This window comes from Ruegeria sp. AF5 (genome assembly GCF_056541905.1).
The window spans coordinates 51,988-77,740 of the sequence record NZ_JBQFYZ010000001.1; the positions used below are offsets into that span (position 1 = coordinate 51,988).

The window sequence follows — 25,753 nt, forward strand, 5'->3', positions numbered from 1 at the left end:
GCGCTTGCGCCCTTCACGCAAGTGCGTTGTGGGCGCGCCTGCCAGTGCGCCCAGTCGTTTACCCTTCGATCCGGGTCAGATCGGCCACGCTGGAGCAGATCTGCCGGATCTGGCTGAGAAGGTTCAGCCGGTTGCGGCGAACAATGTCATTGTCGGTGTTGACCTGCACATCCTCAAAGAACGCATCCACCGGCCCGCGCAGCCCGGCCATGGCGGCCATGGCCGTGGGGAAATCTTCTGATTTCAGCGCGGGCTCGATTTGCGCCTGTGCTGCATCCAAAGCGGCAAACAATGCCTTTTCGCTGTCGGTTTCGGCGAATTTCACATCCGCACCGTAGGAATATTCCACCCCGTCCTTTTCTTCGGCCTGGGTCAGGATGTTGTTGGCACGCTTGAAGCCCTGCACGAGGTTCTCGCCATCCTCGGTCGCGATCACCGCGTTCAGCGCGCGGGCGCGTTTGACCAGCAGGTTGAGATCATCATTTCCGTCCATCGCGATACAGGCATCGATGACGTCGTGACGGATGCCTTCGTCGCGGAGGAAGACCTTGAGGCGGTCGTGGAAGAACGAGAGGAGATCGTCGGATGCGTCGGGTATCTTCTTTTCAAGACTCAGGAAATCGGCACCCGACAATTCTCCCAGCCTTTCCTTGACAGTCTGGAAGGCTGCGCCAAACACGCCATGATCTGCGATTTCATCCAACAGTTCGTCAACATTTTCAGCCGCCAGCGCCTCGTTTGCAGCGCTTTCAGCACGCAGCAGCTGTCTGTCGAAAAACCGATCCAGATGCAGACGCAGGTCATTGTCGAGCACCAACCGGATAACCCCCAGCGCCGCACGGCGCAGGGCAAACGGGTCTTTCGAGCCAGTAGGCTTTTCATCAATCGCCCAGAACCCGGTCAGTGTGTCCAGCTTGTCGGCCAATGCAACGGTCACCGACAGCGGAGCAGTGGGGACATCATCCGACGGCCCCAAAGGCGAGTAGTGCTCTTGCGCGACGGCGGCCACGGCGGCATCTTCACCTGCCGCTTCGATGTAATACCGCCCCATAAGGCCCTGGAGTTCGGGGAATTCGTAGACCATTTCCGAGCTGAGGTCGGCCTTGGCCAGGCGCGCGGCTTTTTCAGCCTGATCGGCATCGGCTCCGGTCACTGGGGCCAGTTCGCGGGCCAACGCGGCGATGCGCCCGATCCGGTCGGCCTGCGTTCCCAGTTTGTTGTGGAAGGTGACGTTCTCCAGCGCGCGGGTCCATTGTGCAATGTCCGATTTGGCGACGCGCAGGTCATTCTCCCAAAAGAACTTGGCATCCGCCAGACGGGCCGACAGCACTTTCTGATTGCCCGCCAGAATGGTCGCGCCATTGTCCGCGGTTTCGCGGTTCGCAACAGTGACGAACCGTTCAATCCGGCCCGTTTTGGGATTGCGGACCGAGAAGAACTTCTGGTGTTCTTTCATCGAGGTTTGCAGCACCTCGGGCGGTAGGTCGAGGAATTCGTCGTCAATCTGTCCCATCAGAACGACCGGCCATTCGACCAGCCCGGCGACCTCGGCCAGCAGGCCCTTGTCTTCGACCAGTTCAAGACCGGCGGCAAAGGCCATGTTCTGGGCGTCGTTCCAGATGTGCCGGGCGCGTTCCTCGGGGGACAGGACGACAAAAGCCCGCTTCAGCTTGGCCGCGTAATCGTCGAAAGACGTGACCGAAAACCGGTTGGGCGCCATAAAGCGGTGTCCTGCTGTGGTGTCGCCGGACGAAATGCCATCGACATCCATTGGCACAACCTGCGCCCCGGCCTCATCCGTCAGAATGCACAGGATCGAATGCAGCGGGCGCACCCAGCGCAAGCTGCCACTGCCCCAGCGCATGGACTTAGGCCAAGGGAAATTGCGGATGGTGGTTTCGAGCACTTCAGCAATGATCTCAGCCGCGGGGCGACCGGCCTTTTCGATGGTGGCGAAATAGATGGCCCCCTTGGGCGTTTCGCGTTCTTCCAGCTGATCACGGGTCAGGCCCGCGCCGCGCAGGAACCCTTCGATTGCCTTGTCGGGCGCGCCGACCTTTGGGCCCTTGCGTTCTTCCCGGATGGTGGGGCTTTTCGCCAGCAGCCCCTCGACCGCCAGCGTCAGGCGGCGGGGCGTGGTCAGGGCGGCGGCGTTTGCATAGGTCAGACCGGCCTCGACCAGACCATCGGTAATCCGTTTTTTAAGATCCTCGCCGGCACGGGCTTGCATCCGTGCGGGGATCTCTTCGGAGAACAGTTCGATCAGCAGGTCGGGCATTGTCGGTCCTTAGAAATTGACGATCGTCTGAATGACGATGGCATTGGCGATATCCACAAAGAAGGCGGATACAAGGGGCAGCACGATAAAGGCAATAGGCGATGGGCCATATCGCTTGGTCACGGCTGTCATATTTGCGATAGCGGTGGGGGTGGCCCCCAACGCAAAGCCGCCAAACCCAGCGGCCAGTACAGCCGCGCGATAGTTGGACCCCATGACCGGGAACAGCACCCAGAGGACGAACAGCACCGCAAAGAGCGTCTGCGCTGTCATGATCACGGCAATAGCCATGCCCAGCTGCGCGATGGTCCAGAGTTGCAGGCTCATCAGCGACATTGCCAGAAACGCGCCCAGCGCAAATTCCGAAATCAACGCCAGCGATGGTGTGCGCGACACTTTCGGAGCGCCGGGAAACAGCGCGTCCCGCAGATTGGCGATCACGATGCCCATGATCAGGCAGGGCACGAACAGCGGCAGTTTCAGCCCGGCGGCGGCAATTGATTCATTCAGCGCATACCCCGAGATGATCGCCAGGTTCAGGTGCAGCAGGACGCGCATGACGGTCAGATGATCGATGTTTGCGGTGTGCCCGTCATGCTCATCCGGCAATCCGATGCTGTGTTCTTCGTCGGGGCGGTCAGGCTTCAGGCCGCGCCGCTCGACCAGCAGGCGCGCAATCGGGCCGCCAACCAGCGCGGCAAGGACCAATCCAAGGGTGGCGACGGCCACACCCAGTTCGGTCGCGCCGTCAAGCCCCGTTGCCTGCGCCACGTCCGGCGCCCATGCGATTGCCGTACCGTGCCCACCGATCAGAGCGGCCGATCCGAACAACACACCGGCCTGTGCGGGATAGCCGAAGATCACCGCCCCAGCCGCGCCAATCACATTCTGAAAGACTATCGTCGCCAGAGTGAGAATCAAAAGCAAGATTAACGGCTTACCACCAGCAATGAGGTCAGACAGGCGGGCGTTCAGGCCGATCCCGGCAAAAAACAGGACCAGCAGGAAATCGCGGGCTGTCAGGCCAAAGGACAGTTCGATCCCGAAGACCAGATAGAGCATCAGAACCACCAGCGAGGCCAGCAGGCCCCCTGTTACGGGTTCGGGGATGTTGAAATTGCGCAGGGTTGTCACACGTGCGTTGATCTCGGCCCCGATCAGATAGACCGCAAACCCCAGAGTGGCCGTCAGGAAATCGGGGATTTCTATGACATGGCCCACGGTCTGCTCCTTCAGTTTTCCGGGCGCGGCGGACATTCCTCGCCCACGACGGTACCGTCATAGGCTTTTTCACCGCAATTGTTCAACGCGTGCCAGACATAGCCCTTGCCTTCTTCGGTGATCGCCACGATCCGGTCGACGCCGAAATGAATGTTCTTCACCCCCATGAACGCCCGCGCCTGACCGGATTCAAGCGCTTCCGCCAAAGACACCGCATCGTAGCATTCAAACCATCCCGGTGCGGTCAGGGGTTTGGAGTTTTCGACAGGCACGTATCCAGCCATCTGGTCCGGCGACAATTCGGTCTCGAAACAGGCGCGATACCGAATAGGCGAACTGTCGGCGTCAATTGCCTGAAACCCGGAATAGGCGATGGGTTCCGGCACACCGCCTGCATCCGTCATCAGGGCAACGTCCTGCCCCGGTTGCGGTTCGACCTCATAATAATAGCCGTAGACCTGTAGATAATACATGCCGAGGCCTGCCACGATGGCCGACAGCAGCAGAAGAATTGCCAGCAGTTTTCCCGTCATCTTTCAGGCCGCCTCTTTCAAGTTCTTGTAAAATAGGACAGGTTTCATCGGGGAACAGGCAGAAACGAGGTCTACACGATGGAATCCACCTTTGCCGTCGGATTTTTCGGCGCATTGTTTGCGATCATGAACCCGGTCACTAACCTGCCGGTGTTTCTGAGCGTCACTCAGGACCTGTCCGCCACCGAACAGCGCAAGATTGCGGTCAAAACCGTGATCTACTGCCTGATCCTTGGCGGTGCCTTTGCCCTGGTCGGCAGTCAGGCGCTTGGCCTTTTTGGCATCAGCGTCAATCATCTGCGCGTCGCCGGTGGTCTGGTTGTCATGATGATCGGTCTGAACATGCTGAACGGACACGAAAGCACCTCTCATCACGGGACGAAGGGGGAAAAGGACGCTTACCCCGAACCCGACACCGTCGCCTTTTATCCGCTGGCCTTTCCCATTCTGGTAGGCCCCGGCACCATCACCACGCTGATCCTGTATGCACACCAGATCAAGAAGCCCGTAGAAGCCTTTGTTTATGCAGGCGTATTCCTTGCCGTTGTTGGCCTGCTTCTGATCACGTTCTGGAATGCGGCCTGGCTGGCCCAACGCCTGTCCGACACCGCGCGCGTGATCATGAGCCGCTTTATGGGGATGATTCTTGCGGCTATCGCCGTCAGCATGATCGCGGACGGCCTGAAAGCCCTGTTGCCGGGACTGGCCTGATCGCCTCATCCGGCGCTGAACCCGGCCGCCTCGGTCTGCACAAAGGCATCCGCGCATTGCTTGGCCAGCGCCCGCACGCGTCCGATATAGGCCTGTCGTTCGGTGACCGAGATCACGCCCCGCGCATCCAGCAGGTTGAAGATGTGTGACGCCTTGATGCATTGGTCATAAGCCGGGTGCGCCATGATGATGCGCTTGCCGGTTTTCGGATCGTCATGCGCCTGCGCCAGGATCGTGGCGCATTCAGCCTCGGCCTCTTCGAAATGGCGTAGCAGAACCTCGGTATTGGCCACGTCAAAGTTCCAGCGGGCGTATTCCTCTTCGGTCTGTTTGAAGATGTCGCCGTATTTCAGCGGGCTGGGTGATTGCGGATCGTTGAACGGCATGTCCATCACGTGGTCGATGCCCAGCACATACATGGCCAGACGCTCGAGACCATAGGTCAGCTCACCCGAGACAGGCGTGCAGTCATGGCCGCCGACCTGCTGGAAATAGGTGAACTGGCTGACTTCCATTCCGTCACACCAGACTTCCCAGCCAAGCCCCCATGCGCCCAGTGTGGGGCTTTCCCAGTCGTCTTCGACAAAGCGGATATCATGCAGATCCATGTCGATGCCAATGGCCTGAAGGCTGCCCAGATACAGCTCTTGCAAATCCGGAGGGCTGGGTTTGATCAGCACCTGATACTGGTAGTAATGCTGAAGCCGGTTGGGGTTTTCGCCATAACGCCCATCCGTGGGACGGCGCGACGGCTGAACATAGGCTGCGGCCCATGCCTTGGATCCCAGCGCCCGCAAGGTGGTTGCGGGATGGAACGTCCCTGCCCCGACCTCCATGTCATAGGGTTGCAGAATCGCACAGCCTTTCGAGGCCCAGTAGGACTGAAGCCTGAGGATGATTTCCTGAAATGAACGCGGTGCGCTGGTCGGTTCGGTCATGACATTCCCTCTGGGCGCCCCGTGCGCCCGGTTCCGGTCGGTTTGGCCCTTCCTATGCAAGGGGCCGAGGGGCGTCAACGGGGCTTTGGGCTGTGGCTGTATCTGCGCGGCCACACCACAAATTCCCCGCATTCTCAGCATGGTATTTGGCAAATGAAATCGCGTATTCTGCACCTCAGTACAAACACCGCATAACACGGGCAGACAATGACACGCGTATTTTCAGCAATTCTTTTGTTTCTTCTGGTCGGCCTGCGCGCCGCGACCGCACAACAAGACCCCGGCGTCTGGGTTCAGGTCGAGGCGCAGCCGTCGCTGCGCGAAGCGCAGGACCGGGCGCAAGCCTATGCCAGCACCCTGCCCGATGTGAACGGGTTTCGGCTGAACAGTGGCTGGTATGCCATCGTCATTGGCCCCTATTCGCGCGGCGATGCCGAGCAGGTTTTGCGCGTATACCGGGCTGAGGGACAGATCCCGCGTGACAGCTTTGTCGCGTTTTCAAGCGCGTTGGGGCAACAGTTCTGGCCTGTCGGCGAAAACGCGGTAAACCGCGACGTCGTAAGCGCGCCGACGGAACCGGCAGCACAGGCGGAAGAACCCGTGGCGGTTACGACCCCGCAGGTTTCGGATGAAACCCGCGCACAAGCGCTGCAATCCGAGCGCCTTTTGACCGCGCAGGAACGGAGAGACTTGCAAACGGCCCTGCAAGCGGCGGGTTTCTATAATTCGACCATCGATGGCGCTTTCGGTCAGGGAACCCGCCGGTCGATGGGCGATTGGCAGCGGTTCAACGGCTATGAGGCGACGGGCGTTTTGACCACGGTGCAGCGCAAGGCCCTGTTGGATGAATACAACGCGCCGCTGATCTCGGCCGGGATGGACCGGTATTCCGACGACGCGGCCGGGATTGCGCTGGACATGCCGTTGGGTACAGTCAGCTTTGACCGCTATGAAGCTCCGTTCGTACATTTCAAAAGCGCCTCGGATCTGAACGCCCAGGCCCTTTTGATCAGTCAGGAGGGTGACAAGAACACGCTGCGCGCCCTTTACCAGGTGATGCAGTCGCTTGAAATTGTTCCGCTGAACGGCCCGCGTGAGCTTGGCCGCGACCAGTTTACCCTTGAAGGGCGCGGCAATGGGATCGTTTCATTCACGCAGGCGCGGTTGGCCGATGGAATGATCAAGGGCTTTACGCTGGTCTGGCCCGAAGGGGACGAGGCGCGCCGCCTGCGTGTTCTGGCTGCGATGGCGACCAGCCTGAGCACAACGGACGCGGTTCTGGATGCCGCCGCCGGTGCGGATGCGGAACAGCGCATCGATCTGGTCTCGGGTCTTCAGATCCGCAAGCCGCGGCTGTCGCGGTCGGGCTTTTTCGCTGGTGCCGACGGCACGGTTCTGACGGTGTCGGAAGCCGCCGAAAGCTGCACCCGGATCACCCTGGAGGGGGATCAGGAGGTTCAACTGGCGCTGACGGACCGGGAGCTTGGTGTTTCGGTTTTACGCCCTGCAAAAGCCCTTGCACCCATGAGTGTTGCTGCTTTCAGCACCACCCAGCCGCGCATTCAGTCCGAAGTGGCCGTATCCGGCTTTTCCTATCAGGGGGCTTTGGGCGCGCCGACGCTGACCTACGGTCAAATCGCGGATATCCGTGGCCTGAACGGCGAGACAGGTATCAAACGGCTGGCCCTGAACGCACAGCCCGGCGATGCGGGCGGACCGGTCTTCAACGACAGCGGCAACGTGGTTGGTATGCTGCTGCCCACACCGTCCGAGGGGCGCACCCTGCCCGCGTCTGTCAGCCTTGCGGCAACGGTCGAGCGGTTGACAGAAATCCTGACGAAAGCCGGCGTTTCCGGCCAGTCGAGCGAGGAAACCACCCGGATTTCCCCTAACGAGCTGAACCGGCGCGCGACTGGAATGACGGTTCTGGTACACTGCTGGGACTAAGCCCGCACAGACATTGAAACCAGACGTTGAAACACCAAAGCGCCGCATGAAGATGCGGCGCTTTTTGTTACGGAATGTCCGGGGTCACGTGGATCAAGGTCGGGACAGGTGCATCAAACGCCGCGCGAACCGCGCTCTGCATCTCAGCCAGAGATGAAGGGGCTGAGGAACGCGCGCCAAAAGCCTCGGCCAGTTTGCAGAAATCCGGGTTATGCGCCACGACCGCATTGGGCGCGATCTGGCTGCGGACCATGCTGTCTTCGATTTCTTTCAGCTTGCCATTGTCCCACAGGATGATCGGCAGCGACAAACCCAGTTCGACCGCAACACCCAGTTCCTGCATCGTATAGTGGAACCCGTAATCCCCGGCGATAACCGCCGTTGGTTTGCCGCGCCGCGCCACCGCGCCGCCAATTCCAGCCGGCAAACCATAGCCCAGCGTTCCGAACCCGGTCGGATGATGCCAGTGATGCGGATAGGCCATGTCCCACACTTCTTTCGCGACATAGGCGAATTGGGTCATGTCGGAATAGATCATGGTATCTGCGGGCATCGCCGCGCGCAGCGCATCGGCCACTGCTACAATTCCGGGCCGTTCGGCATCCACCTCGGCCCGCCACCGGGCACGGGTTTCGGAAATTTCGTCGGGCGACCAGCCGGTTGCCGGTTTCAGGTTTTCGGTCGCCTGCCACAAGGCGCGGGCAAAGCTTTCGCTGTCGGTTTGCAGTTTGATCGCGGCGCGATGGTGGTCGGACAGGACTTCGGGATCAAGGTCAACCCGGATCAATGTTGCCGAATGCCCAAGGTCGCTGCGCCACAGATCGACCTCGCCCAGTTCGGCGCCGACCGCGATGACCAGATCCGCTGAGGCGATAACCTCGGCGCTGCCGGGGCGCGGCAGGGATGCGCCGAAATCCAGCGGATAGTTTGCGCCTGGCAGCCCGCGCCCTGCATAAGTGGTAAAGCAGGCAGCCCCAAGCTGTGTCAGAATCTGCCGCCAGTCGCTGGACTTGCAACCGCCCCCCAGAATGAACAGCGGCCTGCGCGCAAGGTTCAGCATCGAGACAACAGGCGATACGTCAGGCGGCAACGCTTTGGTGCGCAACGCGGGCTGGCTGGGGAAAGGTGCCGGATCAGCCTCGGCCTGCAACTGCGCGATTGGCACCTGAATGTGCTTGGGGCGCGGGCGCGACAGCACGAATTCTTCAAAGGCGCGTTCGACCAGCGCATAGGCGGCCTCGGCCGTGTTGGCCTGTGCCGACCAGTCGGCAACGGTTCCGGCCGCAAGGCGCTGGTCCTTCATCTGGTGCAACTGGCCGCGCAAGGCCTGTGTTTCATCAAGGCAGGACGACACCACCAGCATCGGCACCGAGTCGCTGTAGGCTTGTCCGATCGGCGTCATGATGTTGCACAGGCCGGGCCCGGTGATCACATAGGCAACCCCCGGCTTGCCGGTTGCGCGGGCATACCCATCGGCCATGAACCCCGCCCCCTGTTCGTGACGGGCCAGAACATGTTGGATGCCAGCCTCTTCGATGCCGCGGTACAATTCCTGATTGTGAACGCCGGGTATGCCGAAAATCACGTCCACGCCACGATCCTTGAGCATATGCGAAATCTGCGCGCCAAGGGGTCTTTTCATCAGCCTCTCCAGAATTGAACGGTGAAGATCGCGTAAACGGCCAACAGCTCGAGCCGCCCGACCAGCATCCCGATTGTCAGCAACCATTTGGCCGTGTCGTTGAGATTTGCGAAATTACCCGCTGGTCCGATCTGATCGCCCAGACCGGGACCGACATTGGCCAGCGCGGTCGCCGCCCCGGAAACGGCTGTGATGAAGTCCAGGCCGGTCAGCGCCAGCGCCCAGGACAGCACGCCCATCGACAGGACGAAGAACATGAAAAAGCTCATCACCGAGGTCAGAATGCCCTGCCCCACGGGCCGCCCATCATAGAGCGGCACGAACACGCCATGCGGAGACCTGATCCGTTTGATCTGACTTTTGATCGAGGCGAATAGCAGCTGGTAGCGGAATATCTTGATCGAGCATGCGGTCGAACCCGCGCAGCCGCCAATCAGGCCGATCAGGAAGAACATCATGATCGGAAAGCTGCCCCAACCCATGTAATCGACACTGGCATAGCCGGTGCCCGAGATGATCGAGGTGATGTTGAACAGAGATTCCCGAAACGCCTGTTCCCAGTGATGCGGAAAGACCGATGTCAGGAAAATCGACATGATGATGACCAGAACCAGAATGGTCGCCAGAAACGCGCGAATTTGACTGTCTTTCCACAAGGACGCTGTATGGCCGTTTGCCAGCTGGACATAGCGCACAAAAGGAAGCGCCGCCAATATCATGAACACCGACGCCGCATATTCGGCGGGGCCCGAAAAGGTTCCGAACGAGGCGTCATAGTTCGAGAACCCACCGGTCGAAAGCGTTGTCAACGCATGTACCAGCGCATCGAAAAAGTTCATTCCCAGACCGGCGTAAACCAGCGCGCAAACCAGTGTCAGGAAAACATAGATGAGCGAAATCTGACCCGCGATCTCTTGCGCGCGAGGCAGGATTTTACCCATTGTTTCAAAGCCTTCCGAGCGGAAGATCTGCATGCCGCCGACACGCAGTTCGGGCAGGAACACCATGGCGACAACGATGATCCCGATACCCCCCAGCCATTGCAGGATACCACGCCACAGCAATAGCCCCTGCGGCAGGGTATCCAACCCGGAAATCACCGTTGAACCTGTTGTTGTCAGGCCGGACATCGCCTCGAAATACGCGTCGACAAAGCGCAGCTCGGTTTCACCGAACAGAAACGGAATTGCCCCAAACAGGGGCAGCGCCGCCCAAACACCGGTTGTCAACAGGAAGGTCTGGCGGATGGTCAGCCCTTCGCCCACACCGTTCGAGCAGCTCATCGCCAGAACGGTCCCGGTCAGCGTCGTGATAATGGCGCTTTCCAGAAATACCGGCCATTCGCCGCGCCCCTCGATCAGGTCCGCGAGCATAGGCAGCAGCATGGTCGCCCCAAGAATGGCGACCAGCAAGCCAATCACATATCCGACCGGGCGAAGATCCATCATGACGCGCAGGGTTGGCGTGCCAACCCGACCGTGTCAAGCAGATGATCCCGGTTTACCTGTCAGTTTTTGACATCTGTTCCGGGCATCACAGGCGGTTTGGACGGGGCGCGTGATTTTCGCGCCTGCGGTTTGCGCGGTTCCGTCGCCGGGGCTGGTTTCGCCTGCACCTTGGCCGGGGCAGGATCGGCCTGTGTCGGCCTGACCTGCGCTGCCTGAACGGGCGCCGGTGTCGCAGGGGTGGGCTTGGGCGTTACGGGCGACACGGTTTCGGTCGCAGGTGTCGCCGCGGATTCAACAGGCTTCACTGCTTTTTCATCACTAACCGCTGGTGTCGGTTTGGCTGCCGCCGGGGGTGCCGCCGTGGGCCGCGGGCTGGCTGAAAACTCAACCGGTTTGACCGCCGGCTTGGCCGGTGCAGGTTTGCGGGCCAGCTTTTTCTTGGCCGTTGACGATTTCACCGGTACGCGTTTCGTGCGCGCCACGGCAGGTTTGGGTTTGGCCGCCGGTTTTTCCGCCGGGGCTTCCACCACTGGACCCGGTGCTGATGCTGCCAGATGCAGGGCGTGGACCGGCACCATCGGCAGTTCAAGCGCCGAACGGGTCATGATCTGTGCAATCTTGATCTGGTTGACGATCGCATAGCCAGCCATGCGTATAGCCGCGGCCTGAAGCTCCAGCGGTTGGGTAATCGGATTCATTCCATAGATCTCCTGTGAAAACGATGCAGCCAGAAAAGTAAGGGTAAAGCGCCCTGCCCGCTCGGGGGGTCCGGGCGGAGGTTGGGGTCTTGCAGTCCAAGGCGTCTCACGTCTCGGCTTCCTTTCGGGTGACACACCATTGAGCGCGCCGGTGTGCCGAAGCTGCATTCCCCGTCAGGATACAGGAGTTTTTCACGCAATTGCAGCATTTTTGCTGCGCTGCGGCGAATGAGCGCCGATCAGGTAAATCTCTGATTAAATTCTAGCCACTTACCCGAGACGTTCAGCCAACGTGAAACAGGGTCGTGAACAGTTTCGGGTCAAGGCTGGACGCGGCGAAGGTTGGGCCTTCGGTCAGAATCGACACGGCGTCATGGCTGTGCAGGCTTTCCTGATGGCTTGCGACAACGCGAAAATCACCGACGTGATGATCTGCCAGCAACTCGGCACAAAACAGGCGCGCGGCATCTTCGACGAAGATCGGATTGGCTGCGTTCAATTCGGCGAAAGCCTGTTCATCTTCGCGCTTCACCATCACCTGCGTTTCCGTCGGAACCGCACGGCGGCACAGCGCAATCAGGTCTTCAAACCACAGGCAATCCGCATCGCAATCCACGACAACCGAAATCCGCGCGACGGAGCGCTGCGAATGCGGCGTCGCCAGCTGACCACGCATCGACCGGGCATGTTCGCTGAGTTCCAGCGAACAGGGGCAGGTCGAGGAATAGACATAGTCAAGGTGCATGATCTTCTGACGCACACCGTTCTGTTCGACCAGTTCCAGCGCGATGTCGTAATACTGGTAGCCTTCAAGGCCCGAGCGCAGGCTTTTGATCCTGTCCGGGTAGGAAAAGCGCATCTGGATACGGGCGTCGAAGCTGTCCAGATCGGACATGTAATCGTCCAGAGCGGATTCCATAACCTCAAAGCTGAACGTCCGTTCCGCATGTTTGTAGAAAGACCGCATGATCCGGGACATGTTGATGCCCTTTTTCTCGGCCTCAAGGCTGACCGTGCCGGTGATCGAGGTTTCCAGCGTCAGGTCTTCGCCCTCTTTCCGGTGGAACCGGATCGGCAGGCGGAAGTTCGAAATACCCACATGTTGGATCTGCTGTTTGGCCCCACGGATCAGGCTGGACGGGCCGTTCTGCAAATCCGGCAAGGATGCGCGGTACGCCGCATCGACGGTAAAGTCATCGGGGTAGGCGCGCGAAAAAGGCGGATAGTTGCCCGCTGCCAAACCGGGCAGCAGCCGGGCCACAGCCGGGTCAAGCTGGTTTATCTCGGCTTCCGAAGCAGATTTGGCCCATTGCCGCAGAACGTTCAAAGCCTCGGCAGCCTTGTCCCGATCCGGTTCTTCATCAATGTCACGCGGGTGAACGTTCATCAGCGGCGGTTCCTTGGTTGGTCGTCGGACTATATATGACTGATGGTCTAATACCAGTCTAACCCGATACGTCGGCAATAGCAGCCCGGATTGAAAAATCCGGCGCAAAACCGTCATCTCGCAACAGTTAGCGCCTTTTGAAGGTGGGAACAGCGGGCGGCACGCCTGGCTGCCGCCCGAAACAAAGTGGCCGCTTAGGCACGCAGCCTGCCCCCCAGTACAAAAAGGACGCGGGGGGCTTTGGTTTATTTCTGCGAGGCTTCCAGCGCTTGCCGAAGGTCGGCCAGCAAGTCACCTGCATCCTCAAGCCCGACGGAAAAGCGGATCAGGCCCGGTGTAATGCCCAACTGGTCCTTCTGCGCGTCGCTGAGACGCTGGTGCGTTGTTGTCGCCGGGTGCGTCGCGATGGATTTGGCATCGCCCAGATTGTTCGAAATCACCGGGATGGTCATCGCATTCAGGAAGGCAAACGCTGCATCCTTGCCGCCCTTGATGTCCAGCGATAGCACAGTCCCGCCCTTGCCGCCCAACTGGGTCTGAACCAGCGCGTTCTGGGCATGGGTTTTCAAACCGGGGTAAAGCGTCCGTTCCAATGCCGGGTGCCCTTCCAGCGCCTCGGCGATCTTTTGCGCGCTTTCGGCCTGCGCATTGACCCGCAGCGCCATCGTCTCAAGGCCCTTGAGCATGATCCACGCATTGAACGGGCTCAGCGCGCCACCGGTATGCTTGAGATAGGGTTCAACGGTTCCGCGGATGAAGTCCTTGGTTCCGATGATCACACCGCCCAGCGCACGGCCCTGCCCGTCGATATGCTTGGTCGCTGAATAGACGACCACATCCGCGCCCTGCTGGATCGCGCGTGAGAACACAGGGGTCGAAAACACGTTGTCCACCACCACAACAGCACCGACCGCATGGGCCAGATCGGCCACAGCAGCAATATCGATCACCTCAAGCGTGGGGTTCGACATGGATTCAAAGAAAACGGCCTTGGTGTCCGGGCGGATCGCAGCCTTCCACTGTTCCAGATCGGTGCCGTCAACAAAGGTCACGTCCACGCCATAGCGGCTCAGGATGTTTTCAAGGATATAGAGGCACGAGCCGAACAGCGCCTTGGCCGAAACGACATGGTCCCCGGCCTTCAGCATCGAGGTCAGCGCGCCGTTGACGGCGGCCATACCCGAGGCCGTCGCAAACGCATCTTCGCCGCCTTCCAGCGCCGCGATGCGCTGCTCGAACATGGACACGGTCGGGTTGCCGTAACGGGCATAGATGAACTCGTCCGGGCCACATTCCAGAAACCGGGCCTCGGCCTGTTCAGCGTTTTCGTAGACGAAACCCTGCGTCAGAAAAATCGCCTCGCTCACCTCGTTATACTGGCTGCGACGGATGCCGCCATGGACGGCTTGGGTGCGTTTGTTCCAGTTCTCGCTCATCTCAATCCTTTCAGCCTCGGGTGGAGGCAAACAAAAAACCCCAGACGCGGCCAAGCGAAAGGGGTCTTTCATCCTGACCTTTTAGCGGTGTTGTTTAGCGTGGCCCGCAATCCGGTAACAAATCGCCACGTAGCTTCAGGATCGCAATACGCCTCGGGCGGTTCTCGGTCAAGCCCGGCCTGCGGTTCGGTCACGCTTTCGTAAGCGGTACTTGCCGAACCGGCAGAAACCCGCATGATCCCCGTCAACATCAGGAGAACACATGGCTGACCCGATTGATCTGTATTTCTGGCCGACGCCGAATGGCTGGAAAGTTTCCATCGCCTTGGAAGAGATGGAGCTGCCCTACACCACCCATCTGATCAATATCGGCAAGGGTGACCAGTTCGACCCCGGGTTCCTGAAGATCGCGCCCAACAACCGGATGCCCGCCATCGTCGATCCCGACGGGCCGGACGGCGCACCTATTTCGGTTTTCGAAAGCGGCGCGATCCTGATGTATCTGGCCCGCAAGACCGGGCGGTTCTATGGCAGGACCGAGCGCGACCGGATCGCGGTCGAGGAATGGCTGATGTGGCAGATGGGAGGCGTTGGCCCGATGGCGGGTCAGGCGCATCACTTCCTGAAATACGCCCCGCAACTGGACCCGCCGCAGGACCTGCCCTATGCCAAGGACCGCTACCGCGCCGAGGTCGCGCGGCTTTATGGCGTACTGGACCGGCGGCTGGCCGAAAACGAGTATGTCGCGGGCGATTTCTATTCCATCGCCGACATGTCGATCTGGGGCTGGGCCAGCCTGTGGGAAGGCCAGCAGCAGGTGCTGGAGGACAAACCGCACTTTGCCCGCTGGCTGGAAACCGTCAGCGCCCGCCCAGCCGTTCAGGCCGGACGCGCGTTGTATGCCGAGTTGCGAGGGGATCACCGGGACAAGCAGGCGCAGAGCGTTTTGTTCAAGCGGTAAGACTTATGGGCTGCTTTGAGGCCTCACCTGACCTTGAATTTTCGTGCTGCATGCGCTCGCAGAACAGAAAATTTTTGCATGCGCGCAAACTCTCGTGTCGCGGCGCGGCGGGAAATCCGGCCATTCATGCAACATGCAGCAATTCTGAAACCGCGAAATCACACAGCGCGGACAAAGTGTTCATTCGCCGTGTTTGAGTTTGTAGCTGCTTTGGTGCGCTTCGCAGACCTTCACTTTGAATTGCGCTAAGTTTGCTCGGCTTCAGTCGTTATTGGCACCGATGCCAAAAAACGCCTTTACGATCCTCCATCGCTTCTAAATCGCTCTCAAACGTCCGTGCTGAACCTATGATGGAAGGGACTGGTATCAAACTGTCTACCTAGGCGTTTGCCAGAAAACCTTTCGTTCGTACTACATACTTACAAGAGGCTAGATCATCCTCCAGATACGCTCAAACTCTCAGAGACCGTGGCAATTCCGTCCAATTGAAGTCGATCTGTAGGCGCGTGAACAAGGGTGGTGAAGAACAGCCCTACGCCAATCACAAGAACGCATATTGCACCTGCAAGACGCGCACCTTTAGCGAAGCGTTGTCGCGTTGGCTGATCAGATGCGAAGCGGCGTTCTGCCCAACCACGGCCCCAGAGCGCAGCGACCCCCAGCGCGGACATGGCGACCGCCATACCGGCCGAGATCGAGACCACCATCAGAGTAGCCGGCCAGATCAGGTCATTCGCAAGGCCGAACAGCATCACGATCAATGCTCCGGTGCACGGGACGACACCCACGGCAGCCGCGACCCAGCCGCCTACCGCACGCGCCCCGTGCCCATTGCAGGCTGCGCAGGCACTGTGGGCGTGATCGGCATGATGATGGTCGTGCTTGTGCTGAACGGCTTCGGGCGTTTGCTGCCGCATGGCGCGAATGGCCTGCCAGAGCATCACGGCACCGATGGCGACAATCAGCGAATAGCTGAGAAGGCGGATCATCCTGTAATCGGAGGGGGCAGCTCCTGTCGCTTGCCGCACGGCGAGATCGAGAAGGAAGACGACCACGATCGCCGATGCGACGTGAAAGGCGGCGATGCGCGCGCCCATGTTGAGCCCGCGTCGGAGACTGCCACCTGTCCCCACAAAGTAAGAGATCACGACCGCCTTGCCGTGGCCTGGTCCCAGCGTGTGAAGTGCCCCGTATCCGAAGGCCAAAAGCACGGCCAAGAGAATTGCTTGTGCCGACCCCTCCTTGCCGATTTCTGACATTCCCGATGTGAAGAGCGTGTTTACCCAGATTTGCGCTCTGATGAGGGCCGGAACACCGGACGCGGAGGCCGCAACGATTTCACCCGGCTGGCCGGTTAGTGCTGCACCGTCCAGGCCGTATGAGGCGGGGATCTGCCGGCTTCCATCGATCAGAAACAGCGCATGCTCTGCGGGTCGATGGCGCAATGTCCCTTCCAACCGGACCGCTTCGAACCGCCGTTTCAGCTCCAGTCCCTCGGGGAAGGCGACGTGAATAATCTGATTGGGCGGCGGAGGTGGCGTGTGTATGCAGGCACCGACCCAGGGCACGAGCAGGAATTCGACAACGCGCTCGCCTTCCCACACCAGCGGCAGAACGAAACCGTCGAGAAGGACCTGTTGATCGAGGAAGGTCGACGTCACGCCGGTCGCTTCTTCGCGGCGCCGTTTCATTACGACCAGTCTTTGATCGAGGAGATAATCCGGGTCGAGGCCAGCAGCTTCGAGCCTGCCGCGGGCCGCTCTTGCAGCGTCCGGCAGACCGAGCGAGCCACTCCCGGCGGTCTCGGCTTTCTGGGAAATCAAGATATCTCGCAAGTCTTTTTTCTGTTCCAGCGTCATATCGAGGAAGGGGTCATCGAACGGCTCAACGGTGGGAGCGAGCGCATCCCAACTCGCGAACTGCGAATTCGCGCCGTCGGACGCTGCGGCGGCGACGGACTGGATGGCGATGACTAAGATGGCTAGAAGGCCACGCAGCCGCAGAAGTGACTGAACCATGCTGAACTTCCTACAAGTCGTTTTTGTAAATGGTCCCGCCCTTCATAATCAGGTCGAGCGCGGTTTCATGGTCTTCGAGGATGGAAATGTCCTCGAGCGGATTTCCGTCGATCAGCAACAGGTCTGCATGCGCACCTTCGACGAGCCGACCAACGATGCCGGGATAGGGACTGCGGTCACCAGAGAGCTGAAGCAGCTCACCGGAGTTTGCGGTCGCTTGGGTCAGGATCTCGGCAGGCGTGAACCAGTCAAGACGGGCCGCAAACTCCTTGTTCTGATCGGCGCACGCTTGTGGGTTCACAACGACGTCAGTGCCGAAAGCGATCTTAATCCCGTACTTTTTGGCCAGTGTGAACATGCTGTCGAGCCCGGCCTCAACCATCCGCCCTTTGGCGAGGCGCACGGGCCCGAGGTCAGGCGAAAAGGTGCGGTAGACAAGTACCTGCGGGCTCAGCCAGATATCATTCTCGGCCATCATCTGGGCGATTTCCTCGTTGATGAGGTTGCCGTGTTCAATGGAACGGACGCCCGCCTCGATGGCCTGCTTGATGCCATCGACAGTATAGACATGTGCCGTCACGTAGGTGCCGAAGCCGTCTGCTACCTCGACCGCCGCTTCTATTTCCTCTTTGATGAACTGCCGCCCATCAATCGGGTCGAACTCAGTTCCGACACCGCCGGCGAGGTGCATCTTGATCTGGCTTGCGCCACGCTTGAGGTTCTCCCGCGCGGCAGCGAGCACATCGTCGCGCCCATTTACGATCCTGCTGTAGCCCAGTCGTTCGAGGTTGTTTTCCGGTCCACCGAATTCGCGCGGGTTCATGAAGCGGGGATTAGCATCACCATGTCCGCCGAATTGAGAAATCGCCCGAAGCGATGGCCATACGCGCGGCCCGGCAATCTCGCCGCGGTCAGCGGCCAGCTTGGCGCCCCATGACGCGCCGCCCACGTCCCGCAGGCTCGTGAAGCCGCGCATGAGGGCATCCTCCGCGGCGCCCGCCGCCTTGATCCCGATGTAATCCAGATCCGGAGCGTAGGATCCGGCCATGTCCGCCACCGGCACCGTGCAGAGGCTGAGATGGTAGTGCATGTCGATGAAGCCTGGCGTCATGACGCGCCCCTCAGCGTCAATGACCGTGGCCCCCTCGGGCGTATCGAGTCCGGCCCCGATGGCGGCGATCATGCCGTCCTGGATCAGAACGTCCTGCCCCTCGATCAGGTCGGGACTAAGCCCGTCGAAGATACGCGCCCCTGTGATGAGAGTGCCGGCATCGGTGTTGTCCTGAGCTCCTGCCGGGCCGAACACGGCCAGCATGACAAGGGTTGTGGCAACGAAATTCTTTACAGACATACGGGCCTCCGCTGTGCGATGCAGGTTAGTCCGACGTCAGCGCCGAACTGTGAATTACAGGTTCAGTTCACTTCGGACTGAACGGTGACTTTCAGGCCGGGCCGAAGAAGATGCTCCGGATTCGGAAACTCGCCCCAAACCGTGATTTTCTGCGTCTCTTCCTCGAACGTGTAGCCACCCGAAACAAGCTTGCCCCGGTACGGGTATTCCTCGCCATCCGGCAGGGTGAGCGAGAGCACGACCCCTTCGATCAAGGCTTCGTCCGAGGCGAACATCTTCTGCCGCGCCGCGTACACATCGTAAGGCACCTCACCCACAACCTGGATCGGATCGAGTTGCGTAATGATAGCCATGGTGATGTCCCCGTCGCCGACATCCTGCCAGCCGTTTTCACGCACCATTGATGCACTCATCACTCCCGAGAAGGGTGCTTTCTGTGTCATCTGCATCACGCCAAGTTTTGCAAGACCAACATTCGCCTCGGCCTGTGCGACGTTGGCAAAGGCGATATCACGAAGTGCTTCGGCCTTCTCCAGGTCGACAGCAGAAACCACATCCCGATCCGCAAGAGTCTCAGCGCGTTTGACGTCTGCTATCGCCTCAAGCAATTGCGCGCGCGCGGCATCGAGCTGCGCTTGGGCAAGTTGCAACCGGTACTCCGCAGGCGGCTTTGCGAACTCGAACAGGATGTCGCCTTCCTCGACCATTTGGCCGGGTGCGAAGGTAATTTCCCGCAACCATGCGCTGACGATTGGCGTGATCTCGGCTTCACGTGCCGGAACAACGGTACCCTCGAATTCTGCAACCTCGAGTATGTTTTCTTGCGCGGGGGCCATGTTTGGAAATGCCATCACAAGCGAACTCACGAATGCGATCATTTGCATTGAGCAAAGTCGCGCCCACTCGCTCCGCGAAATACTGCCTTTTGCGTCGGCACTGCCGGATATCTTCATAACGTTTCGCCCCTTTTGAACAGCCCAAGTGTCGCGACCACATTCAGAATTGTTCCGCAACCATTGATCAAAACAGCAATTAGAAACGCAGAAACACTCGCATAGTTCTCCAATCCACTTTGAAAATACCGAAGGATATTCCCGGCTACCCCGCCGCCCCCGAAGAGGATGAGCGCCGGGATCATTCCGATCCGGTACCAGCCGATATGGCCCGAGCGGCCGAGCCAGAGAATGCCCAGATAGACGATGAACATAGCGATTGAGGGACCGATGGCCGCCGCGCTGAGCGCCTTGCCGGTGGTCTCGCTACGGATCAGGTTGACGACGAGATAGGTGAGCGAGGCCGCCGCGAAAATCGACTGAAGCAACAGCAGACGGTTTAACGACAGCATCGGTCCGACCGCCTCACTCGATCTCGTTTTTATAGATAACACCATCTTTCATGATGAGATCGAAATTTTCATGCGGATCGGCGATCAGATCAATGTCCTCAAGCGGATTGCCATCGACAAGGATCAGATCGGCGTAGGCACCTTCCGCGATGACCCCCAAGGGGCCAGCCGGATAGGGGTGGCGCGGGCCTGCGAGTTCCAGCAGTTCCGCATTGTTCGACGTGGCCTGCTTCAGAACTTCGTAAGGCGTGTACCACCTTTGAAGTTTCGCCAGAAACGCGCCCTGACGCTCAGCGAGAGCGGGATCGAACAGGATGTCGGTGCCAAAGGCCACCTTGACCCCTACTTCTTTCGCGGTCTTGTAAGTGAAGTCGGTGCCGTTCGTGACATCGATCCATTTCTGCTGGCTCACGGGGTCATCGAAAGTAAAGCCATCCTCGTCATCGAGCAGCGGCTGCACCGACAGCCAGACATCGTTGTCGCGCATCAATTCCATCGTCTCGCGGCTCATGAGAAAGCCATGCTCGATGGTTTTCACGCCGGCCTCGACCGAGATACGTACAGCTTCGTCCGTAAAGGTGTGAGAGGCGACGTAGGTATTGTAGGTGTCGGCGACTTCGACGAAAGCCTCGATTTCGGCTCGCGTGTACTGCCTGACGTCGAGAGGGTCATAGGTGGACGACACCCCGCCCCCTGTAGAAATCTTGAGCTGCGTCGCTCCCATACGCATGATTTCGCGGGCGCGCTTGGTCACCTCTGGCACCCCGTCCGCCATCGCCATGACGCCAACGCTGAACCAGTACCACTGGGAGTCCGCAGGATTGGTCGGCACCGCCTGGTAGGGGCGGTAGTCGAAATGGCCGCCTGTCTGCGTCACGGGCGGCCCCGATGGCAGGATGCGCGGGCCTTTCAACTCCCCCCGATCGATCATCCGCTTGATCGCGAAGGAGTTGCCGCCGACGTCACGCGTGGTCGTGAAACCACGCATCAACGTCTTTTCCGCACCTTGTGCGCCGCGGATGGCGATTTCGAGCACGTCGCCAGTCACCACGACACTTTGCGGGTTGCAGCAGTATAGCGTGTGCCAATGAACGTCGATCAGCCCGGGGATCAGCGTGCGCCCGCCGCCGTCAATCACGCGGCCGCCTGCCACCGCGAGATCTTCGGCCGACACAGCAGTAATCAGATTGTCGGTCACGACCACATTGGCGTTTTCGATGAGCGCCTCGTTGACGCCGTTGAAAACATTCACGTTGGTAATTAAAATGGGACCATCCGCATCTTGCGCGCAAACTGCAGAAGCGCCTATTGCAAAAATGGCAAGGGCAAAGCTATTAAATTTCATCACGGTCTCCTATCGGCTGCCGTGAAGCCTATTGCTTTTTTCAATTATTGTGTGGTCACAAAGTTATGCAGAAATTAAAAAAAACCGAGATTATTCTGAAGGAACCGACGTACTTTCGTTTCTCAAGCACACTCAGCGTATTGATGAACGAGGGGCTTCTGCAAGGTCAGATCGTGCAGTATTCGCCAAGCGAAGGCGTCGATCAGGTGATGGGGTTCAAATCGGACCGCGTCGGGCTCGTCCATACACGTTTTCCGCATGAAGCTTGCATACGCACCGAGCAACCCCGAGGCTATGTCACTTTTACGCTACCGGTCACGGATGCAAGTGATTGGAAATTGAACGGTGCCTCCGGCGGCAAACGGACTTTATTCCTGAATTTCGGCTGGGACGAAACGGAGCTTTTTGCCCCGAGCCGCAATCTCTTTGCGGGCAGCGTGGACACCGACTTGCTACTTAAAGTCATGGCGGCTCTTGTAGGATACAACCCCGATGAGACTGATATCCCCAAAGGGCCGATATCGCTTGAGCCACATACATTCGGCAACCTGATATCGGCGCTTGCAAACGCTGTTTACGGATCAACGAACTTTGACGACCCGGAAGCTGTAGAGCAGACCGTGGCCATCGCTTTGGCTACCGCCTTAATCGGCGAGGGAACGACGCATACGCCGCAAAACATTCGTTCCTATGAAACATTTCGTACCGCGCAGCAGTATCTGATGCAAAACCAAGACACCACGGTTAGCCTGCACGATCTATGCGGTTTATGCGGGGTCAGCGCACCAACATTAAATGCAGCTTTTTATCAAGTAACCGGTCTTTCTCCAGCAAGATACACTAGGCACTTGAGCTTATCGCGTGTTCACAATGAACTGTCCTTAGCCCGCGAAGAAAAACTGACTGTGAAGATGGCTGCCCGACGAGCGGGATTTTCTGAACTCGGTCGCTTCAGTGGGTTTTACAAACGGGTATACGGAGAACTGCCGTCGCAGATACTGGTGCGCTAGTGCTCCCCTTGATTGGCACAGATCTTCGATCATGTCTTCGTCTCCAACATAGATGAATTCCGGCAAAGAACGTCGACTTTCATGCGACCGCCTTTATATGAACCGGTCCTTATCGCCGGTAGCAAGTAGCGAATTTTTCGTTTTTAGAAGCAAACGCCACAAGACAGGCGAAGTTATCTACGAGACTGGTTTCAAACCGTTGCTGAATGTCAGCTAAGCAATTGCCTTCGGAAATTGATGCTATCCGCAGCATTCAGTAGTTTGGGCTCGAAGCTGCCCAATGCGTTTGCGTCGTTCGCCAATGAAGCAGCAAGCTGACAACGGCCATTCAAACCACCAGTAAACTGAGGCGTCAGCGCTGTGCTGATGTCTGGGTTTGGCGGGAGGATTGGAGGGCGCACAATGCCAAGAGTCCAACTTCCCGCTGTCACCCCGAAACGAAGAGCCTGGAACAAGGGCCGGATTATCGGCCAGAAACGACCACTGTTGCCGAAACAGGTCTGGGCGATCCGCGCGCGGCTCGAGCTGGCGGGCAACCTGCGCGATCTTGCGCTGTTCAACGTGGCCATTGATAGCAAGCTTCGCGGATGCGATTTGGTGAAACTGGCCGTCGCCGACCTGGTGAGGGATGATCGCGTTCGCGAACGCGTGTCCGTGATCCAGAGCAAAACCAAGCGGCCTGTTCAGTTTGAACTCTCTGAAAACACGCGGGATACCATTGCCGCATGGATCAAGTCACCGGAGATGCTCGGCTGCCGTTTCATGTTTCCCAGCCGGTTTCACGACCGCCCGCATATCTCAACACGCCAATATTGCCGGCTTGTGCGGGATTGGGTGGCCGCGATTGGGCTGGAGCCCAGCGGATACGGCACCCATTCGCTGCGCCGGACCAAAGCAGCGGAAATCTACCGCAAAACCGGAAATCTTAGGGCGGTTCAACTGTTGCTCGGGCACACAAAGGTTGACAGCACAGTCAGATATCTTGGTGTCGAACTTGAAGATGCGCTGAGTATCGCCGAGCAAATCGACATTTGAACCACCATGGCGGGCGGCTCTTGCCGTTCGCCAATTCAGACCAGACCTACGGTCGCACCGCGGCAGTGGTTCGGTTCGAGCCCAGAGTGCCGGATGCTGCGCAGACGTAATTGCCGGACAACCATTGAAACCCGACGTTAGCGATATTGAGGACGGCCCGGAGCTGCCGTCCATTGGACAACTTCAATGCTGCGTTGCGGTTCGTCAAACCTGCAGTTCGCTGCCAGCGCGAGACAGGGGGAAGGCCAGTCGAACAGTTCGCGGATTTTCCGGGCCTTCAGCCAAACGCCTTACACGCGCGCAAACAGTCCCAGCAGTTTCAAGGCCGCATCGGAGCTTGGCTGAAGCGGCCAATAGTCCAGTTCGGACACCGAAGTTACGAGAGGTTGAGTACACGATACTGAATCTTGGGTGTAGTTTGCTATCTGCCCCCAAGAAATCCAATTCTATATCGCTACACAGTACTCAAACCGACCGCTCAGACCTAGATCCATCTATCTGCTCAATGTTAACCTCGGCCAGCGAAGAAATGACGCAATCCGCAGCCGTTAGTTCACTCTCGTGATCTTCATGAAGAAGACCTACGCAATAGAAACCACCATTCTTTGCCGCTTCGACACCGGAAGAGGAATCCTCGATCACGATACATTCATCCACATTAAGCCCCAGCCCGCTGGCGGCGGTGAGGAATATATCAGGGTTGGGTTTCCCTTTTTCGACATCGTCGCCTCCGATAACAACCGGAAAGGCATCCAACAAACCAGCTTTTTCGAGAACGGCTCGGACATTGGCGCTGCTGGAAGCGGCCGCCAGCCCGTAACCCTCCGACTGGCATTGTCTTACGAGGTGCACAGCAGCATCGAAGACACGAAATTCGCCTCGCTCGATCATTTCAACATAATAGTCATTTTTTTTGTCTGCGGCGGTTCTGACTTCATTCTCCGAATGCCGGGTCATGACCGCGCGCGCGCCGTCATAACGAGGGCGCCCATCGACAAGTCGCCGGTATTCCGCCCTTCCAAACTCATACCCGTATTCTTCGAACATGCGTTTCCAAGCAGCAAAATGCGCCGGTACGGTGTCGACCAAAACACCATCGAGGTCAAAGATCAGTCCTTTGATCGGCATGCTGAATCTCCTGGTTCGAGCCTGTGCAAGAAACACGTAGCATGTAAGGATTTTTCTTCAATCGGCTGGCATGTGAATGTTTATATGGCATAGTTATTCACGCTGTCAGGATCCTGCTAACGAACAATATTGAACAAATGATCGACGTTAAAAAACTTCCATTTGAAGAACGCGCCCAGTGCGCTGCCTATATGCGCGCAACGCACAACATGTCGCAGGTAGAGATAGGAGCAATTCTTGGTGGCCTGTCTCAACCGCATGTATCGCGGTTACTGAAACACGCTGAACGCCAAAACTACTTGGTCATCGAACAACGCTTCGTCAAAGAACAATTCTCAGACGAGTGGATTGCCCAGATGGACGAAATGCTGGCTCCTTCAGGGTTGAATTCTGATCTGAAGCGATATTGCAACAGGAACAAGCTTAGACCGCCTCGGCTTGGGGTGTTTGAAAGCGGCCCGGGGAACACCGAGGCTGCGCTGTCACAGCGCCGTACCAGGTTTGGACGAACCGCATCCGGACGATTGATAGAACTGATCGAGAAATCGAACGTCATCGGCGTTGCGTGGGGTCGAACAATCAAGTCTCTGGCAGAAGGGATTGCAGCCTCAAGGCAGCCCATAGATAAGTCGCAAAAGACTGAGTTTGCAGCGGTTTGCGCAGAATTGATGTCGCTGGCTCAGCATGGATACTCTGCCAGCCGGCTTGCCGGAACGTTTGATGAGCTATTTAACGATCAGCCGGAGGATAGCCCTCAGCTCACTGGTTTCCCGGCATACATACCCCGTCACTACGATGAGACCATGCGCCGTTCCATTTGGCAGTACATCTCTGACACCCCGGGATTTCACCGCGTGTTTTCGGGTCCAGACGCATTGATTGATAAAATGGATATGTTGATTTCCAGCGTCGGGTCTTCAAGCACTCCGGTTCTGGGCAGTTTTGAAGAGCTGGTTCAGGCTGGCGGGTTAAGGGCTGACGATCTCCGGCAATTGGTCGTCGGGGACCTTGGCGGTATTTTGATCCCGAGAACCGAAATTTCACAGGCCAAGATGGACCTGATTGACGAGCTGAATGGGCTGTGGACCGGGATCAAAACAGAGCATGTCAAAGCCATCGCAGATCGGGCATTTGACGATCCTGATCAAAGTGGTGTTGTGGTCGTCGCGATTCAGAAGGAACGAGGCGATACGGTATTCGAACTGATCACCCGGGGACTTGTTAACGAATTGCTCATCGATCACGCGGCAGCGGAACAACTGCACACGCGCGTTGCTGAGGCTCTTGCAGACTGACGATAGCACCTCGGCACACCTTGACC

At 58.6% G+C, this 25,753-nt stretch carries 21 protein-coding genes and 1 riboswitch; of the genes, 6 read left to right on the forward strand and 15 right to left on the reverse strand.

All coding sequences use genetic code 11. From position 1 onward, the window contains the following. Window positions 1-58: 58 nt before the first annotated feature. The 3 genes from glyS to ACR0DS_RS00270 are packed head-to-tail and all read right to left on the reverse strand — an operon-like array spanning window position 59 to window position 4,032. Window positions 59-2,278 carry a glycine--tRNA ligase subunit beta gene (gene glyS / locus ACR0DS_RS00260; RefSeq protein WP_480557291.1) on the reverse strand — a complete coding sequence of 740 codons (2,220 nt, stop codon included), beginning with the start codon at window positions 2,276-2,278 and terminating at the stop codon, window positions 59-61. Window positions 2,279-2,287: 9 nt separating this feature from the next. After that, window positions 2,288-3,499, reverse strand: coding sequence for a sodium/glutamate symporter (gene gltS / locus ACR0DS_RS00265; RefSeq protein WP_480616656.1), 1,212 nt, complete (start codon window positions 3,497-3,499; stop codon window positions 2,288-2,290). 11 nt (window positions 3,500-3,510) lie between these two features. Continuing rightward, window positions 3,511-4,032 carry a DUF6446 family protein gene (locus ACR0DS_RS00270; RefSeq protein ID WP_480557295.1) on the reverse strand — a complete coding sequence of 174 codons (522 nt, stop codon included), beginning with the start codon at window positions 4,030-4,032 and terminating at the stop codon, window positions 3,511-3,513. A gap of 78 nt (window positions 4,033-4,110) precedes the next feature. On the opposite strand from ACR0DS_RS00270, the gene ACR0DS_RS00275 reads away from it, so the two are divergent. Then, a complete protein-coding gene (locus tag ACR0DS_RS00275; protein ID WP_480493435.1) occupies window positions 4,111-4,743 on the forward strand; it encodes a MarC family protein in 633 nt (210 codons plus the stop codon). A 5-nt stretch (window positions 4,744-4,748) separates the two neighbouring features. On the opposite strand, the gene ACR0DS_RS00280 is transcribed toward ACR0DS_RS00275, so the two are convergent. After that, the gene (locus ACR0DS_RS00280) at window positions 4,749-5,681 is read right to left on the reverse strand and encodes a glycine--tRNA ligase subunit alpha (RefSeq protein WP_267363360.1); all 933 of its coding nucleotides are present in this window, start codon (window positions 5,679-5,681) and stop codon (window positions 4,749-4,751) included. A 207-nt stretch (window positions 5,682-5,888) separates the two neighbouring features. On the opposite strand from ACR0DS_RS00280, the gene ACR0DS_RS00285 reads away from it, so the two are divergent. Then, window positions 5,889-7,628, forward strand: a complete 1,740-nt coding sequence (locus tag ACR0DS_RS00285) for a serine protease (protein ID WP_480557297.1) — start codon at window positions 5,889-5,891, stop codon at window positions 7,626-7,628. A gap of 67 nt (window positions 7,629-7,695) precedes the next feature. On the opposite strand, the gene ACR0DS_RS00290 is transcribed toward ACR0DS_RS00285, so the two are convergent. The 5 genes from ACR0DS_RS00290 to metZ form a co-directional block, all read right to left on the reverse strand. Beyond that, window positions 7,696-9,270, reverse strand: a complete 1,575-nt coding sequence (locus ACR0DS_RS00290; RefSeq protein WP_480557299.1) for a 5-guanidino-2-oxopentanoate decarboxylase — start codon at window positions 9,268-9,270, stop codon at window positions 7,696-7,698. Continuing rightward, window positions 9,270-10,718, reverse strand: a complete 1,449-nt coding sequence (locus ACR0DS_RS00295; RefSeq protein ID WP_480481441.1) for a TrkH family potassium uptake protein — start codon at window positions 10,716-10,718, stop codon at window positions 9,270-9,272. The genes ACR0DS_RS00290 and ACR0DS_RS00295 overlap by 1 nt, the downstream gene beginning before the upstream one ends. Before the next feature lie 59 nt (window positions 10,719-10,777). Next, window positions 10,778-11,416, reverse strand: coding sequence for a hypothetical protein (locus ACR0DS_RS00300; RefSeq protein ID WP_480557301.1), 639 nt, complete (start codon window positions 11,414-11,416; stop codon window positions 10,778-10,780). Window positions 11,417-11,699: 283 nt separating this feature from the next. Continuing rightward, on the reverse strand, window positions 11,700-12,803 hold the full coding sequence (gene folE2, locus ACR0DS_RS00305) for a GTP cyclohydrolase FolE2 (RefSeq protein ID WP_480557303.1): 1,104 nt from the start codon (window positions 12,801-12,803) through the stop codon (window positions 11,700-11,702). Window positions 12,804-13,048: 245 nt separating this feature from the next. After that, on the reverse strand, window positions 13,049-14,239 hold the full coding sequence (gene metZ / locus ACR0DS_RS00310) for an O-succinylhomoserine sulfhydrylase (RefSeq protein ID WP_480557305.1): 1,191 nt from the start codon (window positions 14,237-14,239) through the stop codon (window positions 13,049-13,051). A 61-nt stretch (window positions 14,240-14,300) separates the two neighbouring features. Continuing rightward, window positions 14,301-14,378: riboswitch (SAM riboswitch) on the reverse strand. 123 nt (window positions 14,379-14,501) lie between these two features. Between metZ and ACR0DS_RS00315 the strand changes: the two genes are divergently transcribed. Continuing rightward, window positions 14,502-15,200, forward strand: coding sequence for a glutathione S-transferase N-terminal domain-containing protein (locus tag ACR0DS_RS00315; RefSeq protein ID WP_480493443.1), 699 nt, complete (start codon window positions 14,502-14,504; stop codon window positions 15,198-15,200). A gap of 434 nt (window positions 15,201-15,634) precedes the next feature. On the opposite strand, the gene ACR0DS_RS00320 is transcribed toward ACR0DS_RS00315, so the two are convergent. The 5 genes from ACR0DS_RS00320 to ACR0DS_RS00340 form a co-directional block, all read right to left on the reverse strand. Further along, on the reverse strand, window positions 15,635-17,218 hold the full coding sequence (locus ACR0DS_RS00320; RefSeq protein WP_480557307.1) for a HoxN/HupN/NixA family nickel/cobalt transporter: 1,584 nt from the start codon (window positions 17,216-17,218) through the stop codon (window positions 15,635-15,637). 10 nt (window positions 17,219-17,228) lie between these two features. Beyond that, window positions 17,229-18,569 carry a metal-dependent hydrolase family protein gene (locus tag ACR0DS_RS00325; RefSeq protein ID WP_480508834.1) on the reverse strand — a complete coding sequence of 447 codons (1,341 nt, stop codon included), beginning with the start codon at window positions 18,567-18,569 and terminating at the stop codon, window positions 17,229-17,231. Window positions 18,570-18,631: 62 nt separating this feature from the next. Continuing rightward, a complete protein-coding gene (locus tag ACR0DS_RS00330; RefSeq protein WP_480557309.1) occupies window positions 18,632-19,405 on the reverse strand; it encodes an efflux RND transporter periplasmic adaptor subunit in 774 nt (257 codons plus the stop codon). 113 nt (window positions 19,406-19,518) lie between these two features. Further along, window positions 19,519-19,914, reverse strand: coding sequence for a hypothetical protein (locus tag ACR0DS_RS00335; protein WP_480493912.1), 396 nt, complete (start codon window positions 19,912-19,914; stop codon window positions 19,519-19,521). 13 nt (window positions 19,915-19,927) lie between these two features. After that, window positions 19,928-21,259, reverse strand: a complete 1,332-nt coding sequence (locus tag ACR0DS_RS00340; RefSeq protein WP_480557311.1) for a metal-dependent hydrolase family protein — start codon at window positions 21,257-21,259, stop codon at window positions 19,928-19,930. Window positions 21,260-21,324: 65 nt separating this feature from the next. Between ACR0DS_RS00340 and ACR0DS_RS00345 the strand changes: the two genes are divergently transcribed. Together ACR0DS_RS00345 and ACR0DS_RS00350 are read left to right on the forward strand one after the other, a co-directional pair. Further along, window positions 21,325-22,269 (forward strand): helix-turn-helix domain-containing protein, encoded by a 945-nt coding sequence (locus tag ACR0DS_RS00345; protein WP_480508838.1) that lies wholly within the window; start codon window positions 21,325-21,327, stop codon window positions 22,267-22,269. Window positions 22,270-22,671: 402 nt separating this feature from the next. Beyond that, the gene (locus ACR0DS_RS00350) at window positions 22,672-23,304 is read left to right on the forward strand and encodes a tyrosine-type recombinase/integrase (RefSeq protein ID WP_480557313.1); all 633 of its coding nucleotides are present in this window, start codon (window positions 22,672-22,674) and stop codon (window positions 23,302-23,304) included. A 465-nt stretch (window positions 23,305-23,769) separates the two neighbouring features. Here ACR0DS_RS00350 and ACR0DS_RS00355 read toward each other — a convergent pair whose 3' ends face one another. Next, window positions 23,770-24,432, reverse strand: a complete 663-nt coding sequence (locus tag ACR0DS_RS00355) for an HAD family hydrolase (RefSeq protein ID WP_480481478.1) — start codon at window positions 24,430-24,432, stop codon at window positions 23,770-23,772. Window positions 24,433-24,569: 137 nt separating this feature from the next. On the opposite strand from ACR0DS_RS00355, the gene ACR0DS_RS00360 reads away from it, so the two are divergent. Further along, entirely contained in the window at window positions 24,570-25,727 is a 1,158-nt protein-coding gene (locus ACR0DS_RS00360; RefSeq protein WP_170451110.1) for a sugar-binding transcriptional regulator, read from the forward strand. The last annotated feature ends 26 nt before the right edge of the window (window positions 25,728-25,753 follow it).

What these genes read in the sequence shown, in the direction of transcription:
- ACR0DS_RS00280 (WP_267363360.1), bottom strand. Translation starts at nt 5,681, where the DNA reads ATGACCGAACCGACCAGCGCACCGCGTTCATTTCAGGAAATCATCCTC.
- ACR0DS_RS00360 (WP_170451110.1), top strand. Translation starts at nt 24,570, where the DNA reads ATGATCGACGTTAAAAAACTTCCATTTGAAGAACGCGCCCAGTGCGCT.
- ACR0DS_RS00295 (WP_480481441.1), bottom strand. Translation starts at nt 10,718, where the DNA reads ATGATGGATCTTCGCCCGGTCGGATATGTGATTGGCTTGCTGGTCGCC.
- glyS (WP_480557291.1), bottom strand. Translation starts at nt 2,278, where the DNA reads ATGCCCGACCTGCTGATCGAACTGTTCTCCGAAGAGATCCCCGCACGG.
- metZ (WP_480557305.1), bottom strand. Translation starts at nt 14,239, where the DNA reads ATGAGCGAGAACTGGAACAAACGCACCCAAGCCGTCCATGGCGGCATC.
- ACR0DS_RS00325 (WP_480508834.1), bottom strand. Translation starts at nt 18,569, where the DNA reads ATGTCTGTAAAGAATTTCGTTGCCACAACCCTTGTCATGCTGGCCGTG.
- ACR0DS_RS00335 (WP_480493912.1), bottom strand. Translation starts at nt 19,914, where the DNA reads ATGCTGTCGTTAAACCGTCTGCTGTTGCTTCAGTCGATTTTCGCGGCG.
- ACR0DS_RS00320 (WP_480557307.1), bottom strand. Translation starts at nt 17,218, where the DNA reads ATGGTTCAGTCACTTCTGCGGCTGCGTGGCCTTCTAGCCATCTTAGTC.
- ACR0DS_RS00345 (WP_480508838.1), top strand. Translation starts at nt 21,325, where the DNA reads ATGCAGAAATTAAAAAAAACCGAGATTATTCTGAAGGAACCGACGTAC.
- ACR0DS_RS00350 (WP_480557313.1), top strand. Translation starts at nt 22,672, where the DNA reads ATGCCAAGAGTCCAACTTCCCGCTGTCACCCCGAAACGAAGAGCCTGG.
- ACR0DS_RS00270 (WP_480557295.1), bottom strand. Translation starts at nt 4,032, where the DNA reads ATGACGGGAAAACTGCTGGCAATTCTTCTGCTGCTGTCGGCCATCGTG.
- ACR0DS_RS00300 (WP_480557301.1), bottom strand. Translation starts at nt 11,416, where the DNA reads ATGAATCCGATTACCCAACCGCTGGAGCTTCAGGCCGCGGCTATACGC.
- ACR0DS_RS00355 (WP_480481478.1), bottom strand. Translation starts at nt 24,432, where the DNA reads ATGCCGATCAAAGGACTGATCTTTGACCTCGATGGTGTTTTGGTCGAC.
- ACR0DS_RS00285 (WP_480557297.1), top strand. Translation starts at nt 5,889, where the DNA reads ATGACACGCGTATTTTCAGCAATTCTTTTGTTTCTTCTGGTCGGCCTG.
- ACR0DS_RS00315 (WP_480493443.1), top strand. Translation starts at nt 14,502, where the DNA reads ATGGCTGACCCGATTGATCTGTATTTCTGGCCGACGCCGAATGGCTGG.
- ACR0DS_RS00275 (WP_480493435.1), top strand. Translation starts at nt 4,111, where the DNA reads ATGGAATCCACCTTTGCCGTCGGATTTTTCGGCGCATTGTTTGCGATC.
- ACR0DS_RS00340 (WP_480557311.1), bottom strand. Translation starts at nt 21,259, where the DNA reads ATGAAATTTAATAGCTTTGCCCTTGCCATTTTTGCAATAGGCGCTTCT.
- folE2 (WP_480557303.1), bottom strand. Translation starts at nt 12,803, where the DNA reads ATGAACGTTCACCCGCGTGACATTGATGAAGAACCGGATCGGGACAAG.
- ACR0DS_RS00290 (WP_480557299.1), bottom strand. Translation starts at nt 9,270, where the DNA reads ATGAAAAGACCCCTTGGCGCGCAGATTTCGCATATGCTCAAGGATCGT.
- ACR0DS_RS00330 (WP_480557309.1), bottom strand. Translation starts at nt 19,405, where the DNA reads ATGGCCCCCGCGCAAGAAAACATACTCGAGGTTGCAGAATTCGAGGGT.